The 16,369-nt window shown below is 47.0% G+C and carries 11 protein-coding genes; 7 read left to right on the top strand and 4 right to left on the bottom strand.

The genetic code is table 11. The features are described from left to right. Nucleotides 1-48: 48 nt before the first annotated feature. The 3 genes from cysW to J3491_RS06200 form a co-directional block, all read right to left on the bottom strand. The gene (cysW, locus tag J3491_RS06210) at nt 49-1,014 is read right to left on the bottom strand and encodes a sulfate ABC transporter permease subunit CysW (RefSeq protein WP_075100854.1); all 966 of its coding nucleotides are present in this window, start codon (nt 1,012-1,014) and stop codon (nt 49-51) included. A 1-nt stretch (nt 1,015) separates the two neighbouring features. Further along, nucleotides 1,016-1,900: a sulfate ABC transporter permease subunit CysT gene (cysT, locus tag J3491_RS06205; protein WP_243456179.1), complete on the bottom strand. Its 885-nt coding sequence runs from the start codon at nt 1,898-1,900 to the stop codon at nt 1,016-1,018. A 224-nt stretch (nt 1,901-2,124) separates the two neighbouring features. Then, nucleotides 2,125-3,222 (bottom strand): sulfate ABC transporter substrate-binding protein, encoded by a 1,098-nt coding sequence (locus tag J3491_RS06200; RefSeq protein ID WP_207969536.1) that lies wholly within the window; start codon nt 3,220-3,222, stop codon nt 2,125-2,127. Between the two features lie 289 nt (nt 3,223-3,511). Here J3491_RS06200 and J3491_RS06195 point away from each other — a divergent pair, with 289 nt between their 5' ends. Beyond that, on the top strand, nt 3,512-4,024 hold the full coding sequence (locus J3491_RS06195; protein ID WP_207969535.1) for a hypothetical protein: 513 nt from the start codon (nt 3,512-3,514) through the stop codon (nt 4,022-4,024). 109 nt (nt 4,025-4,133) lie between these two features. Here J3491_RS06195 and sat read toward each other — a convergent pair whose 3' ends face one another. Next, the gene (gene sat, locus J3491_RS06190) at nt 4,134-5,387 is read right to left on the bottom strand and encodes a sulfate adenylyltransferase (protein WP_207969534.1); all 1,254 of its coding nucleotides are present in this window, start codon (nt 5,385-5,387) and stop codon (nt 4,134-4,136) included. A gap of 257 nt (nt 5,388-5,644) precedes the next feature. On the opposite strand from sat, the gene J3491_RS06185 reads away from it, so the two are divergent. From J3491_RS06185 to J3491_RS06160, 6 genes are all read left to right on the top strand, one after another. Continuing rightward, nucleotides 5,645-7,336: a nitrite/sulfite reductase gene (locus J3491_RS06185; protein WP_207969533.1), complete on the top strand. Its 1,692-nt coding sequence runs from the start codon at nt 5,645-5,647 to the stop codon at nt 7,334-7,336. Next, nucleotides 7,329-7,925 (top strand): DUF934 domain-containing protein, encoded by a 597-nt coding sequence (locus tag J3491_RS06180; RefSeq protein ID WP_207969532.1) that lies wholly within the window; start codon nt 7,329-7,331, stop codon nt 7,923-7,925. Before J3491_RS06185 ends, J3491_RS06180 begins: the two co-directional genes overlap by 8 nt. A 66-nt stretch (nt 7,926-7,991) precedes the next feature. Then, nucleotides 7,992-8,630 (top strand): phosphoadenosine phosphosulfate reductase domain-containing protein, encoded by a 639-nt coding sequence (locus J3491_RS06175; protein WP_207969531.1) that lies wholly within the window; start codon nt 7,992-7,994, stop codon nt 8,628-8,630. Between the two features lie 246 nt (nt 8,631-8,876). Continuing rightward, nucleotides 8,877-10,583, top strand: a complete 1,707-nt coding sequence (gene cobA / locus J3491_RS06170; RefSeq protein ID WP_207969530.1) for a uroporphyrinogen-III C-methyltransferase — start codon at nt 8,877-8,879, stop codon at nt 10,581-10,583. 141 nt (nt 10,584-10,724) lie between these two features. Then, nucleotides 10,725-12,347: an exonuclease SbcCD subunit D C-terminal domain-containing protein gene (locus J3491_RS06165; RefSeq protein ID WP_424108350.1), complete on the top strand. Its 1,623-nt coding sequence runs from the start codon at nt 10,725-10,727 to the stop codon at nt 12,345-12,347. A gap of 92 nt (nt 12,348-12,439) precedes the next feature. Then, nucleotides 12,440-16,348, top strand: coding sequence for an AAA family ATPase (locus tag J3491_RS06160; protein WP_207969529.1), 3,909 nt, complete (start codon nt 12,440-12,442; stop codon nt 16,346-16,348). The last annotated feature ends 21 nt before the right edge of the window (nt 16,349-16,369 follow it).

Below are 16,369 nucleotides of genomic sequence, written 5' to 3'. Positions count from 1 at the left end.
TGGCGACAGCGTTGTGGTAATCAATCTTTCGTATAGGCCGTCAGCTGTTTACACGTTTCCCGAGCTCTTAGCTGCCTGCGCCGCCGTCTTATAGGTGTCGGCCGCATTGGTAGCATTGGCGCTCACTGGTAGCTCAGGCGCAGCCGCAAGACGTGCCGATTTGGCAAACTTGCGCGCTTGCATCTTGGTCATGACCTGCTGAATCAGTAGTGTCACCAGCGCCAGTGCCGCAAGCAGGCTTGATAAAGCAAAAGCGGCGGTAAAGTTATAATCGTTATAAGCAATCTCGACCAGCAGCGGCATGGTATTGGTCTCACCGCGAATATGACCGGACACTACGCTGACTGCACCAAACTCGCCCATCGCTCGAGCATTGGTCAAAATCAAACCATAAAGCAGTGCCCATTTGATATTGGGCAAGGTGACATGCCAAAAAGTCTGCCAACCACTTGCGCCCAATGTCAGCGCCGCTTGCTCCTCACTGTCGCCTTGCGTCTGCATCAATGGAATCAGCTCACGTGCCACAAATGGGAAGGTGACAAATAATGTCGCCAATACAATGCCTGGCACCGCATATATCACCTGAAAACCCATACTCTCAAGCCAGCCGCCCACAGTAGAGTTGAGACCAAATAACAACACAAACATGAGGCCTGCGACCACAGGTGATACCGAAAATGGCAAATCAAGCAAGGTGGTGACCAGCTGCTTACCTTTAAACTGATAACGTGTCACCAGCCAAGCAATTGCGATACCCATCACCATATTGATCGGCAACACGATACCGGCAGTGATCAAGGTCAGCTTAATCGCTTGTAAAGCCTCAGGATCGACCAAGGAAGCAACATACAGCTGCCAGCCGTTTTTAAAGGCTTCATAAAACACCGCAAGTAGCGGCACGACCAGCATCACCACCATAAACAGCACAGCAATAGTGATAAAGGTGCGACGTATCCACGGTGTGTCTTTGGTCGCAGGATTGCTTTGGTAATCATAGCTATTGGATATCTGCATATCAGCGAGCTCCTACGCGGCGAGACAGTTTCCACTGTACGATATTGATGGTCAATAAGATGGTAAATGAAATCAGCAACATAAATAGTGCCACGGCTGATGCGCCCCCAACATCGAACTGCTCCAGCTTACTGATGATAATCAGCGGCAAAATTTCAGTTTCCATCGGGATGTTGCCGGCGATAAAAATCACCGAGCCATACTCACCTGTCGCACGGGCAAACATCATCCCAGCGCCCATCAGTAGGGCTGGCATCAGCTCAGGCAAGATCACTTTGCAAAACGTGGTCAAGCGATTGGCGCCCAGTACCGCCGCCGCCTCTTCAAACTCAACCGACAGCTCAGCGAGTACCGGCTGCACCGCCCGCACGATGAACGGAAAGCTGACCACCACCAAAGCCAGCCAAATACCTAAAGGCGTAAAGGCCACTTGAATATCAAACTTGGCAAACCATTGGCCGATTAGGCCGTTGGGCGCATACAGAGTGGCAAGCGAGATTCCAGTGACCGCTGTTGGCAGTGCAAACGGCAAATCAACCAAGGCATTGATTAAGGATTTGCCCCAAAACTCATAACGCACCAGCACCCAAGCGACCAAGGTACCAAACACCATATTGGTCAGCATCGCTGCAAACGCCATCCATAAGCTCAGCTTGATCGCAGACGTCACCTGCGGTTGGCTGATGGCCTGCCAAAATCCCGTCCAGCCCATTTGCGTCGTGGTATAGGCCATCATGGCAAACGGCAGTACCACCAATAGCGATAAGCTAAAAACCGTGATACCCATGCTCAGCCCAAACCCTGGCAGCACGTTGCGCTGACACATACGGGTCAGCCAGCCTTTTTTGGCAGGAGCTTTGTGGGCGGATGAAGAGGTTGCACTCATAGTGATGTCCTATTGCCTAACGAATGGTACGTAACAAAATATTGAGCAATCTACTTAATGATGATTATGCTAGGTCAGCTGAGCTTACGGTATAAAGGACATGGTGTAGATGACCATGTCCTTTTTTTGTTTACCACGGCTTCTCTTGCGCTAGAGTATCGCTCTAGGTACTGTGCTGCTCATTGTTTACTGCAGTGCTTACTGTTTACTGCGGTGCTTACTGTTTACTGCGGTGCATTGATCGCTAATTGATCAAAGACGCCATTGTCACTAAAGTAAGTGCCCATGATCTCATCCCATGAGCCAAAAGTATCATTTGGACGGAAAGTCTCAACCGGTGGCAGTTTGTCACTGTTTTTATCGAGTACGCTTTGTACGCTTGGACGCAGATATAAGTCAGCAGCCAATTGCTGGGCCGGCTCGCTCCACAAATAGTTCAAGTAGGCTTTTGCTGCATCAGTGGTGCCTTTTTTGTCCGTGACGGCTTTTACAATGGCCACAGGGCTTTCTGACTTGATCGAGTATTTTGGATAGACGATGTCCACTTGACCGGCACCAAAATCAGTCGCTGCCAAGTTGGCTTCGTTTTCAAAGGTTACTAAAACATCGCCAATACCGCGCTGCACAAAGGTTGTGGTTGCCGCACGGCCACCATTTTCGTAGACTTTGACGTTTTTGAGCATCTCTTTTACGTAGTTTTTGGCTGGCGCCTCTTCGTTATTAAACGCATGCAGACCATAACCATAAGCGCCTAAGAAGGCATAGCGACCATTGCCCGTGACTTTTGGATTGGCCATAACGATCTCAAGACCGTCTTGAGTCAAATCTTCCCAGTCATTGATGCCTTTTGGATTGTCTTTACGCACCAAAAACACGATGGTGCTGGTAAAAGGTACCGCATTATCAGAAAACTTCGATTCCCAGTCTGACTCAACCAAGCCCTCTTTTTCTAGTAGCTCAATATCCGAGCCTTGGTTCATAGTGGCAACGTCGGCTTGTAGACCATTGGCCACCGACAAGGCTTGCTTACTTGAGCCGCCATGCGACTGCTTGACTGTGATGGTGCTATTTGGGTGCTCGCTTTGGTAGTGCTCTACAAATAGCGGGTTGTAATCTTTATAAAAATTACGGGCAACGTCATAAGAGACGTTGAGCAGCTCGATGTTTTGACCATCTGTAGCCGCCGTATCATCAGCGTTTGCGGTGGTGTCGACTGCATCATTATTGCTGCAGCCAGCCAGACCTAAGCTCAAGGCTATACCTGCAATGCTTAAAGCGCTACGTGTTTTACTTTTTTGTTGATATGGGGCGGCGTATGTCATATTTTCCTCAAAAATGTCTATTAAGTAATGCAGCTATGCTAACAGCGCCATCTTATTATGTTTAATGATGAATATGCGTATGGTATTGCCAAAAGGGAATAACCAAAGGATAAAAGCAGCCTTATCAAGCGTTTATAAAATATAGCTGAGCACAGAACAAATAGAGCAATTAGCAGATACTGTTAAGTAAGTTATGGTATTGCTTGAGCTATAGACGAGCCAGTCGCTAAGCGCTACTATCTTTATTAAATGTTTACCCACTCTTATCACAGCCTTAAAAGGTACTTAAATGACCGCATCTTCGACTCGTTTTTCTCGTATATTGGCAGCAGGGACAGCCGCCATCACCATGCTGGGCTTAAGCGCCTGCAACAACGTGACACCCGTCATGCCAAACACGCCCATCACTCAGCCCGAGCAAGCAGCTGCGCCTATGATGCAGGCAGTAGTTGGCGATTATGCCGATGCAGGTTATGAAAATCGCAGCCAAGGCTATGACTGGGTGGGCGTGATGGTAAGGTCGGCGGGCAATGAGCAGATCGATATCAAGGTGCGTGCACGTAGCGATATAAAAAACCCGACCTGCCATTTTAATGGCACCGCCAGCTTAATGGGTCAAGACAAAGCGCACGGTGTGATTTTTCAAACCAAGGTCAATGACAGCACGGCGTTTTTTCAGTTTAAAGATGGGATGTTGACCATTGATAGCCAAAACAAATACGCACTCAATCAATTTTGCTCAGGTGGCGGTACGCTAGTTGGCGACTATCAGAAGCTTTCAAGCGATTTGGATCTGACCTAAACGTATTATTGTTGAACTGCCAATCTTTAATAACGAATAAAAAAAGGTGCCAGATTTATACTCTGCCACCTTTTTTTATGAGTAATGTTTATCAACAATCAATTTTGCTCTATACCGCAGATGCACCAGTTAACTTGACCTCAGCACGTTGGTCTTTTGCGATACCGGCATAGTAATTACGCAAAATCTCTAGCACTTCTGGACGGCTGAAGTTGTCGGGGACTTCGAGATCCTCTGATAGCGCCTTACGCAGCTTGGTGCCTGATACTTTCACATGCTCAGAGGCATCATGCGGGCAAGTCTTATCGGACGCCATAGCGCTACAAGCATTACACCAAAACGTCCAGCCAATTTTTAATGGCTGAGTAATGAGGTCGTCTTTACCGACATATTCAAAGATCGTCTGCGCATCAAAGGCGCCATAATAATCACCGACACCAGCGTGATCACGGCCGACAATAAGATGGCTACAACCGTAGTTTTGACGGAATACCGCATGCAGAAGCGCCTCACGTGGCCCAGCATAACGCATATCGAGCGGATAGCCTGCCTGAATGACGGTATCTTTCTTAAAGTAATTGTCAATCAAGGTTTTGATGGCCTCTTGGCGTACCTCAGCTGGGATGTCGCCAGGCTTTAAGGCACCAAGTAGTGAATGAATCAATACCCCATCACAGATTTCAATGGCAATCTTGGCCAAATATTCGTGTGAGCGGTGCATTGGGTTGCGAGTTTGGAAGGCGGCGACCGTCTTCCAGCCTTTGGCGTCCAAGATAGCACGAGTTTCCGCTGGGGTTTTATAAATCTCAGGGTATAAGGTTGGGAACTCGCCTTCACTCAATACCTCGACACTACCTGCGATATTGACCTCGCCTTGATTGAGCACTTGCTGTACACCTGGATGCTCGCTGTCGGTGGTGGTAAAGACTTGCTGGCATTCATGGGCTTTGTCAATGGTATAGCTCTCTTCTACCGTCAAGATACCCATAATCTCGCCGTCTTTTGCCACCAGTGCTACTTTATCGCCTTGACTCAAGCTATCGGCCGTCGCCTTCGGTGCCGACAAAGTGATCGGAATCGGCCAGAACAAGCCAGCATTGTCACCGCTTTGCAGACGCATGTCATCGACCACCCCTTGCCAGTCGGCCTGATTCATAAAACCATTTAGCGGCGTAAAACCGCCAATACCGAGCATGATCAAATCGCCACGCTCACGTGAGCTTAACGTAATCGTCGGCAAGGTGCTGGCAAGTTTTAGTGCTTGATGGCGCGCCTCACCTTTTAGCAATAATGGCTTAAGCTCCTTGCTGCCATGTGGCGGTACAAGTTTTGATGTCTGGTTAGGTGTAGTAGTACATGTCATGTTTTTAACCTTATAGCAGCGAATAAATCGAATAGGCATAGGCTACCGAACTTTGATTATGAAAATTTATGCTGACTTTGGATATGGATATGTCTTAAAGGAATTTATGTTTATAGAGGCAAACTTATATGATGTGACACTCAATGATTCAATGATTGACCTTGCGACACCTTTTAGTTTAGGGCACAAAAAAACAGTACACACGCAAATCATTTTCGTCGCCGCATTTATGTTTAAAACAAAATTGAGATTACGTCATGTATCAATATAATTACGCTGACCAAACCTTGGTAGAAGAACGAGTCGCCCAGTTTCGTGACCAAACCGAGCGATTTTTGGCAGGCGAGCTTGCCGAGGAGCAGTACTTACCGCTGCGTCTACAAAACGGTCTGTATATCCAGCGCTATGCGCCTATGCTGCGTATTGCCATTCCTTATGGGCTACTTGCCAGCTACCAGTTGCGCAAATTGGCTGAGATTACCCGCAAATACGACAAAGGCTACGGCCACTTTACCACCCGTACCAATATGCAGCTAAACTGGCCAAAGCTAGAAGAAGTGCCCGATATTTTGGCGGAGCTGGCCTCAGTACAGATGCATTCTATCCAAACCTCAGGCAACTGTATTCGCAATACCACCACCGACCCTTATGCTGGTATTCATCAAAATGAGATTGCCGACCCACGTCCGTATTGCGAAATCATTCGTCAGTGGTCGACCTTTCATCCTGAGTTTGCTTTTTTGCCGCGTAAATTCAAGATTGCCGTCATTGGCACGGAAAATGATCGTGCGGCCACCCGTGTACATGACATTGGTCTGCATCTCAAGAAAAACGAAGACGGCGAGCTTGGCTTTGAAGTCTTGGTCGGCGGCGGTCTTGGTCGTATTCCTGTGCTTGGCAAAGTCATCAATAAATTCTTGCCCCGTCAGCATCTACTTAGCTATCTAGACGCTATTTTGCGGGTTTATAACCTGCATGGTCGCCGTGATAAAGGCAGTAAATACCGCTCACGTATCAAAATTTTGGTTGATACCTTGGGCGGCCCTGCCTTTGCCAAATTGGTCGATGCTGAGTGGGAGGCGCATACCAAAGACGGACCATTAACGCTGACAGATGCCAACTTTGAACATGCCAGCAGTTTTTTTAGTGAGCCTGATTATAAAGAATTTGATGCACTGCAAGCGCAATCTGATTTGCAGCAGCAATTAAGTGCGGATAAAGACTTTGCCAATTGGTACAACCAAAACACCGTGGCCCATAAAATCGCAGGCTACCGAGCGATTGTTATCTCCCTAAAGGCAGGTCTCGTCGATGGTAAATACGTCCCATCAGGTGATGTCACCCATACCCAAATGGACGCACTCGCTGACCTTGCGGACCAATACAGCTTTGGCGAGCTGCGTGGCACTTATCAGCAAAACCTGGTCTTCGCTGACGTGCAAACCAATCAGCTGTATGAGCTATGGCAAAAGCTGACCGACCTGCATCTGGCGCGTCCCAATATCAATACCTTAACCGATATGATCGTCTGCCCAGGCTGGGACTATTGCTCACTGGCCAATGCCACCACCCACAATATCGCTGAGCAAATCGAAAAGCAGTTTAGCGATTTGGACTACCTCTACGATCTTGGTGATATTCGTCTGAATATGTCGGGTTGTATCAATGCTTGCGCGCACCATCATACCGGCGATATCGGCATCCTCGGCGTCGATAAAAAAGGCGAAAACTGGTATCAAATCAGCCTTGGCGGTAATTCAAGCAACGATGCCAAGCTGGGCAAAATACTTGGCCGCTCCGTCCCTACCGAAGCGGTGGCGGATACCATTCAACAGATCGTCGATGTCTATGTCGAGCTGCGAGCCACCACGGACAATGATGTCGAGAGCTTTGGCGAATTGGTCGAGCGTGTCGGTATTGATCCCTTTAAGGAGAAGGTCTATGGCTAATCACCATATTTTGGATAGTAGCGGCGTCGATATTAGCGCTCAAGACAGCTGGCATGCTCTCGCCACAGATACGCTGCCAGATGGTATCGCTTCGATAGAGCTTACGCTACTTGAGCTGCTGCAAAAACAAGAAAAACCTGATGTGCTTGTGCCGCTGGCCGATCTGTTGGACGGCTCAGGGGCGATGGCAACGGGGTTGGTGAAAGAAGTGTATGATCTGATTGCCCAGCACAGTAGCCGTACTGGCCTATGGGTGACTGCGGATAGCGACACAGAGGCGCTGACCGCACTGAGTGAGCTGCTATTAAAGCAGACGCTTATCGTCATACATGTGCCCAAATTCGCGGATGGTCGCGGCTTTAGCTTCGCTCAAACGCTGCGCCAGCTGGCCTATCAAGGTGAGATTCGGGTCGCTGGCGCATTTGGCCGTGATCAAATTGCTTACTTATTGCGTGTGGGCGTCGACAGCTTTGTGCTCAGTGAACACGACTTACAGTCGGACTTTGATATTTCTCAAGCATTTACCGCCCTTGCTAGCAGTTATGGCGGTCGTAACGCTGCCGACTTACCAATGTTTGCCGGTGCTTAGTTTTTGAGTCCTTTATTAAGTTTTCTCTAAATTTTTATTACCTCCATCCCATTTAAGGAACGTATTATGAGCCAGTTACACCCAAACCTAGACATTGACCAAGCCAATCAAGACTTAAAAGGCAAATCACCAGAAGAAATTGTGGCATGGGCACTGACGCAAGCGAAAAACCCAATCATCACCACTAACTTCCGTCCATATGAGTCTGCTATCTTGCATCTGGTCGCCAAACAAAAACCTGATATCACTGTACTGTGGGTAGACTCTGGTTATAACACCGATGCCACTTACCGCTTTGCTAATAAGGTGATCGAAGATTTAGACCTCAATGTCATTACTTATATCCCTAAGCAGACAGCTGCCCACCGTGATGTCACGATGAATGGTATCCCAGGTGTCAATGACGAGCAGCACGACAAGTTCACCGAGCAAGTCAAACTTGAGCCGTTTCGCCGTGCACTCGATGAGCTAAAGCCTGACGTCTGGTTCAATGCCATTCGCAAGGATCAAACCGAGTTCCGCCAAGGTCTTGATGTGCTTAGCCTATCAAAAGATGGCGTGCTAAAAGTAGCGCCGTTATTTGAAAAAACCGATAGCGATTTAGACGATTATCTGCTTGAGCATCATCTGCCAAACGAGTTTGATTACTTTGATCCGACTAAAGTAGAAGAGCACCGCGAGTGTGGCTTGCACACGCAGTTATAATCAAGCGTTACCGTAACTCATCGTTTAAAAAGCTCTGTTTAAAAGGCTCTTTTACACTTGTAAGAGAGCCTTTTTGTCGTAAGCGCTCTTATCACTATTCCCTTCTCTATTCCACATTCCATCAAAAACTATAATAAATATGACAAAAACGACTATGCTAATGCCAATTCACTGCATGAGACGTAGCGCCTGATACCTCATAATGGAAGCATATTTTACGACATTGAATACATAATTGGTGATGCTATGAACACCTTTCCATTATTTTTTAAACTAGAAGACCGCAAGGTACTGATCGTGGGCGGCGGTGATGTGGCGCTGCGTAAGGCAGATTTGCTTAGCCGTGCTGGGGCTGCCATTACCATTCTAGCGCCTGATATCAGCACTGAGATACAAGCCTTGCTATCGGACGATAAGCACGAGATGATTTATAAAAATTATAATAAATCCTATATGACAGGTGCACGAGTCATCATTGCGGCGACTGATGATGAGACGCTCAATCATCAAGTGCATAGCGACGCCACCGCGCTTAATATTCCAGTAAACGTGGTTGATACCCCGCATTTATGTGACTTTATCTTCCCCGCTATCGTCGATCGTAATCCCATTATCATTGGTATTTCATCGAATGGTAAAGCACCAGTGCTGGCACGTCTACTACGTGCACGTCTTGAAACCCTCATTCCGCAAGGCTATGGCAAACTGGCTAAGCTGGCTGGTGAGTTCCGTAGCGAGGTAAAATGTAAAATACCAACCCTGACAGGCCGTCGGCAGTTTTGGGAGCGTGCCTTTGAAGGTCAGGTCAGTGAGCTGATGTTTGCCGGTAATGAGCGTGAGGCCACTGCGCAGTTACAGAAAGATTTAGACAGCACAGTAGCAGCGCTTAAAAACAGTACTAATCATAGCGTTGTCCATGATGCCCATAGCCCTGCTAATAGTCCTGCTACGACGACTAGCCAGCATTCACAGAACCACAGTACAGAATCACTATCGGCCTCTGCCCCTGTAGCAACAAATAAGTTAACGACTACTCAACATACTGCTATTGTTGGTGAGGTCTATATCGTCGGTGCAGGACCTGGTGATCCAGAGCTGCTGACCTTTAAGGCGCTACGTCTGATGCAGCAAGCAGACATCGTCTACTATGATGCGCTGGTCTCTCCGCAAGTATTGGATCTGTGCCGCCGCGATGCTGATAAAGTGTTTGTCGGTAAAAAACGCAGCAATCATGCGGTAGCGCAATTGGGTATCAATGAGCTGCTCATCAATAGCGCCAAACAAGGTCGCCGTGTGGTACGTCTAAAAGGTGGCGATCCCTTTATCTTTGGGCGTGGCGGCGAAGAGATTGAAAGCTTGCGGGCGCATGGGGTTCCTTATCAAGTGGTACCAGGTATCACCGCTGCTAACGCTGCCGCCAGCTATGCTGGTATTCCCCTTACCCACCGTGATCATTCGCAGTCGGTGCGTTTTGTCACTGGGTTTTTAAAGGCGGGTGCGCCCAATGAGAAGTTTGAAAACTTACTTGATACCAATGAAACCGTGGTGTTCTATATGGGCCTACATTCGCTGGCACGGTTGACGACAGGTTTGATAAACGCTGGCCGCTCGTCTGAGACACCGATTGCCATCGTCTCCAATGCCAGCATGCCCAATCAGCAAGTATTAACTGGCACACTTGAGAGTATCGTGGAGCTGCAAGAACAAAACCAGCTGCCCACGCCCGCCTTACTTATCATGGGAGATGTGGTGGCGCTGCATGATGATTTGGCATGGTACAACAAACATAATAAAAATACTGGCGCTACAGAAGATAATTGGTTACGTACAGGAACAGCTATCACGGACCAAGATGCAAAAAAACCGATAGACCAGCAAGCCCATGCGCTCTCTATGGTCGCTAATTTGGCTGCTCAGCAAGAAGAAAGCTTAGAGCAATTGGTAATTGGATAATGTTTGCTTGATTTCGAACGGACTATAATATAGCCCTGTCAATATGTTATTGGCAGGGTTTTTTATGCGCTTGTAACAAAGCAAACCACAACAATTCTTGCTAGAATGACAGCTTTCTATTAAACACCCTTAAGCTTAACTATGCTCATACCTGCCGATACCAAATCCATGCCTACTAACCCGCTCACCATCCTACATACCTCAGATTGGCATTTGGGGCGCAGGCTCTATGGCCGTATGCGTTATGACGAATTTGCAGCGTTTTTGAGTTGGCTTGAAACCACCATTAGCGAGCAACACGTAGATGTACTGATTGTCGCTGGCGACATCTTTGACACCATGACCCCAAGCAACCGAGCGCAGGCGCTGTATTATGAGTTTTTGGGGCGAGTCTCACGCTCCTGCTGCCAGCATATCGTTATCGTCGCCGGCAACCATGACTCCCCGACTTTTTTGGATGCACCAAGTCATGTGCTTAAATTTTTAAACGTTCATGTCATTGGCACCGCTTGTGAAGATTTAAACGATGAGGTCTTGGTATTAGATGACACGGACGGCGCGCCGCACTGCATTATCGCCGCTGTGCCCTATCTGCGTGATCGTGATGTCCGTAGCAGTAGCGCTGGTGAGTCCGCCGATAGTAAAGACGCCAACGTCATCAAAGGCATTCGTACCCATTATGATGACGTGGCAAGTATCGCTAAAGCTAAGCAAGCTCAATTAATAAAATCCCACCAACGCCATATTCCGATCATTGCCACAGGGCATTTGTTTGCGGCTGGCGGCACAACAACCGAAGACGACGGCGTACGTGAGCTTTATGTCGGCTCACTCGGCAAGATCTCTGCTGATATGTTTGATAAGGGCTTTGATTATGTCGCCCTTGGGCACCTGCACGTCCCGCAGCGAGTCGGCGGTCGTGAGACTATTCGCTATTCAGGTTCGCCGATTGCCATGGGTTTTGGTGAGGCACGCCAGCAAAAACAAGTGTTGCTCATACAGTTTGGCGCAGTAGAAAATGAGTTTAATGATAAAAAACCAACGTCAAACAATACCGCCAATACTGCTGCTCGTACCATTGCAAGCAATGTGCCTCAGATCCCCAGTACAGTTGCCACAATTGAAAAATCGGTAGAAAAAGCCGCTAAAAAAGTAGCCAGTCAGTCGAATGGCTTTATGGATGATTTGTTTGGATTTGACGAACCGTCGGCCAATGACAATAAAGATGAGGTGGCAAAAGTTGCTGTCATAGAAAGCGCTTCTGCTAGTCAAGACGAACACAATCAATTACTGCCTATTGATGTCGCTACTACTAATAAAATGCTGTACCGTAATGATTCTAATCAGATGCAAGTGACCTCCCTACCCATTCCAAAATTCCAAAGATTGGCACAAATCTCAGGTGATCTACAGTCTATCCAACAGACGATTGATAGCACTGCTCAGACTTTAGATGACACGGAGTCTGTTTGGCTCGAAGTGATTTACACAGGTGACGAGCTGGTCAGCGAGTTACGTGAGCATATTCAGGCGATGGTAGATGGGTTGCCGTGTGAAGTATTAAAAATAAAAAATACCCGTACTTATAATAAAGTGCTAAATCAGCAGCAAACCTCTGAGACACTACAAGACTTGGATGAGGAAGAGGTGTTTGAGCGCTGTTTGCTTCTTAACGAGGTCGCAGATGAACAAAAAAACGCCCTACGAGAAGCCTATCAGCAAATCATATATAACCTGCGTCATGAAGACACTCAGGCGGAATAACAGCCGCTCATGTCAACTACTCACTGCTTTATTGCTTCTTACTATCATTTTGATAACCACTCTATAGACCTATCTAAAAATAAGACCTGCCCATGCGACTGATTGAACTGCGACTAAAAAACCTCAACTCCCTAAAAGGCGAATGGCACATTGATTTTAGTGACCCCGCTTTTCTGAATGAGGGCATCTTTGCCATTACTGGGCAAACGGGCGCTGGCAAGACCACCATCTTAGATGCGATTTGTTTAGCACTCTATAGCCAAACGCCACGATTGGGCGACATTACTGGTTCAACCAACGAGATCATGACCCAAGGTACGGGTGAATGCTCAGCAGAAGTCATCATCGAGATCGACTCTACACGTTATCAATGCTACTGGTATCAGCACCGCGCGCACAAAAAAGCCAAAGGTAACTTATTACCGGTTAGACATGAGATCAGCGAGGTCAAAACTGGCAAGATTTTAGAAGAAAAAAAATCCAAGACATCCGCCTATATCCAAGACCTTATCGGTATGGATTTTAATCAGTTCACCCGCTCCATCATGCTGGCTCAAGGCAGTTTTGCCGCGTTTTTGAAGTCGGATATCGGTGATAGAGCAGCTATACTGGAAAAAATCACCGGCACTGCCATCTATGCCAAAATATCGCTCAATGTCCATGAGAGACACCGTACTGAAAAAGAAGCGCTTGGCAAACTACAGGCAGGCGTGGATAGCCTATCTTTACTGAGTCCTGAGGATGAAAAACGACTGGCAGCAGAGCTTGAGGCGCTTAACCAGCAACAAAGTAAGCAGCGACAACGCTTTAAAACCGTAAGTGAGCAGCTGCAGTGGCTGGAGCAGGTTGAGCAGCTACAGCAGAGCCTTGCGAGTTATCAAGAAGATTTTTCCGCAGCACAGCATGCACAGATAGAATTTACTCCAGAGGCCAAACGCTTGGAGCTGGCCAGTAAAGCTTTAGAGATTGACAGCCAGTTTCATAAGCTTGGCTATAGCCGAGAGACGGTCAATCGGCTTAGCAGTGAACAACATCAATTACTCAGTAATATTCCATCTCAGCAAGCAGTGCTTGCACAAGTTACGACCCATTTAAACGATATCACTACCATTGAAAAGCAGGCAACAGATAATCTACAAACTACTCTGCCTGTTATTGCAAAGACACGCGAATTGGATGCTGAGATAAAACAGCAATTTCACTCTTTGGCAAACGACAAACAACGTAAAGACGACTTAGTCAATAATACGCAACGATTACATCAAGAAATAGCCAGACACAGCCAAACAGAGCAAGAGACGAAGACTCAGCTTGGCAGTCTAGAAAAGTATTTTGATGATTATCAAGAGCTAAACGACCTCGATACAGACATGGCCACCTTTGATAGCAGCTGTGGCCGACTAAAGACGCTGCTAAAAGATAATGTCGGCTTGACTACGGATAAACTTGCGTATGACCATCGAGCCAGCCAGCTACAAGCTGATTTCGATAAGCTGTCTAAGCAACAAGATTCAGATAGTTTATTAATAACCAAGCAACGCGAGCAACTTGCCAGCGTACAACAGCAGCAAGCCGCACTTGTCGAAGCACAATCGCTTGCGAGTATGCGCTTTGAGCAGGAGCAAGTCGACCAAATCAACACCCAGATTGCCCAAGCCAGCTTTAAATTACAGCAGCTGTCCGATCTTGCCTGCCAAATCAAAAATACCAAACGTTCACTACCGACGCTCAATGAAGAATTAACGACCTTAGAAGGACTCATTGCTGATCATCGATCAGACATTCAAGACGCCAAACTCAAGCGGCAAGAGAAGCAAGAGCATCTGAGTCTACTACAAAAGGTCGCTAAGCTTGAAGACTACATCGCAGAGCTTGAACATGGATCGCCCTGCCCGCTTTGCGGCGCCACTGAACATCCTTATGGTAAGCATCATCCATTATTAGACCGCAGTCACCAGGATACCAGCCAACATAAACCCTCTAAGACGCAACAAACACAGCAGCAAATAGCGGAACTAGAGACCGTTATTGATAACCTTGAGCAAGCTTTATCAAAACACAATATCGAATATGCCACTAAAAAACAGACGCTGAATAACCAGCAGCAACAACTGGCGCCACTACAGCAACAATCTAAAACCTTACATGAGGATATCCAGTCTGACCTACATTCGCTATTTGAGACTAAAAACAATCACTCTGAAGCAATCGCAGCAATTATCGACCCACTTACGCAGATAAACGATAACATTGATGCGGTTACTGCGAACCTAGAGCCTAGCTTATTCTTATTAGATACCGCCAAACACGATCTAACTGAACATAAACAGTCTCTTAAAACCATAGTAATCGAATATGACAATTTAACTGAAAGTGCGACAAAACTCAGTACGGCTATTGAAGCTGATGAAAAAAAGCAACAAGCGGTCAGTCATGACATTAACAACCTGACAACTGACATTAAGCTTAACTCACAAAAAATTAATGGGATAAAAGATAAGATCACTGCTAATTTCTCAGAATTAACGCCTCTGCTGAGCACCATTTCAGCCCTGGTAAATAAGTATCCCATGGACCAACATAAAGCATACTTAACCACAGCGCTCAATACGGCAGACTTATCTGACGCACTTACGCAGCTGGGTCATAGTTTTGATAAGCAAACCGTAATAGACAGCGCAGCATATGACCGTCATATTGAGAAACTGCGACAACAGCGCAGCGCTTTAAGTCAGTTAAAACGACAATTCAATGAGCAAAAAAACAGCAAACAGCAGCTGAGCAACACCTTGAGCGGCCTGACTGCGCAGATTGAAACCAAGCAAGCACAGCTGCACAGTGATGAAACAGCGCTCAACGAGCTAGAGCGCTTAATTGCTCATAAGACCAAGACCATCGAACAATTAAAACAAGATAGAACAGAGATTTTTGCAGATAAAGATACAGATGATGAAGAGACTCAATTACGCAATGCTGTCGATGCTGCTAAAGATAAGCAAAGAGTAGCGCAAAGACAGCTAGATACCGTACAACAGGCATTAGAACAATTAAAGAGTAGAGAGGAGCAACTAGCAACAGAGCTACAGTCGGCGACGACCACGCTGAATACGCAGCAAAGTATCTTTACAGACTTACTCACAGCGTCCGATTTTGTCGATGAAGCCGCTTTTGTCAAAGCCCGCTTGCCCAAAGAGGAGCGTGACGCCCTACATAGACGTAAAGTAGCGATCGATACTGCGCTGCATCAAGCTCAGCTGCAGTTGGACAGTACGCAGCAAGTACTGACGCAAAGTCTTGCTGCGCCTATGACGGATGCAAGCCGAGAGCTCCTTGCTGACCAATATCAGCAGATACAAACAGATATCGACGAATTAAACCAAAAAATCGGTGCCATTGATCAAAAGCTTAAAGACAACGAGCAGCAAAAAAGTGCACAAGCGGCGCAGCGGATCGCCATTGATGAGCAAAGACAAAAGCTGCAAGTATGGCAACAGCTGCATATGTTAATTGGCTCGGCTGATGGCAAAAAATATCGTACCTTTGCCCAAGGCCTAACGTTTGAAGTCATGATTGGCCATGCCAATACGCAATTGCAAAAAATGAGCGACCGTTATTTGTTGATTCACGACGACAGCAACCCGCTTGAGCTGAATGTCATTGACAACTACCAAGGCGGTGAGGTTCGTAGCACCAAAAACCTCTCCGGCGGCGAAGGCTTTATCATCAGCCTAGCACTGGCACTTGGGCTGTCGCAAATGGCCAGTCATAATATCCGCGTTGATTCGTTATTTTTGGATGAAGGTTTTGGTACGCTTGATGAAGACTCACTTGATATCGCACTCGACACTTTAACCAATTTGCAGCAAGAAGGTAAATTGATCGGAATCATCTCCCACGTACAGGCGTTAAAGGATCGTATCTTGACGCAAATCAAAGTCGAAAAACTCTCAGGCGGCTTTAGCCAAATCAGCGGACAAGGCTGCTATCATCTTGGCCATTAAGCCACACACCAGCAATTTATA

The sequence above is a fragment of the Psychrobacter halodurans genome (assembly GCF_017498075.1).
Lineage (GTDB): Bacteria > Pseudomonadota > Gammaproteobacteria > Pseudomonadales > Moraxellaceae > Psychrobacter > Psychrobacter celer.
Note: the sequence above shows the minus strand (reverse complement) of the source record. Positions and strands in the feature narration are given on the sequence as shown.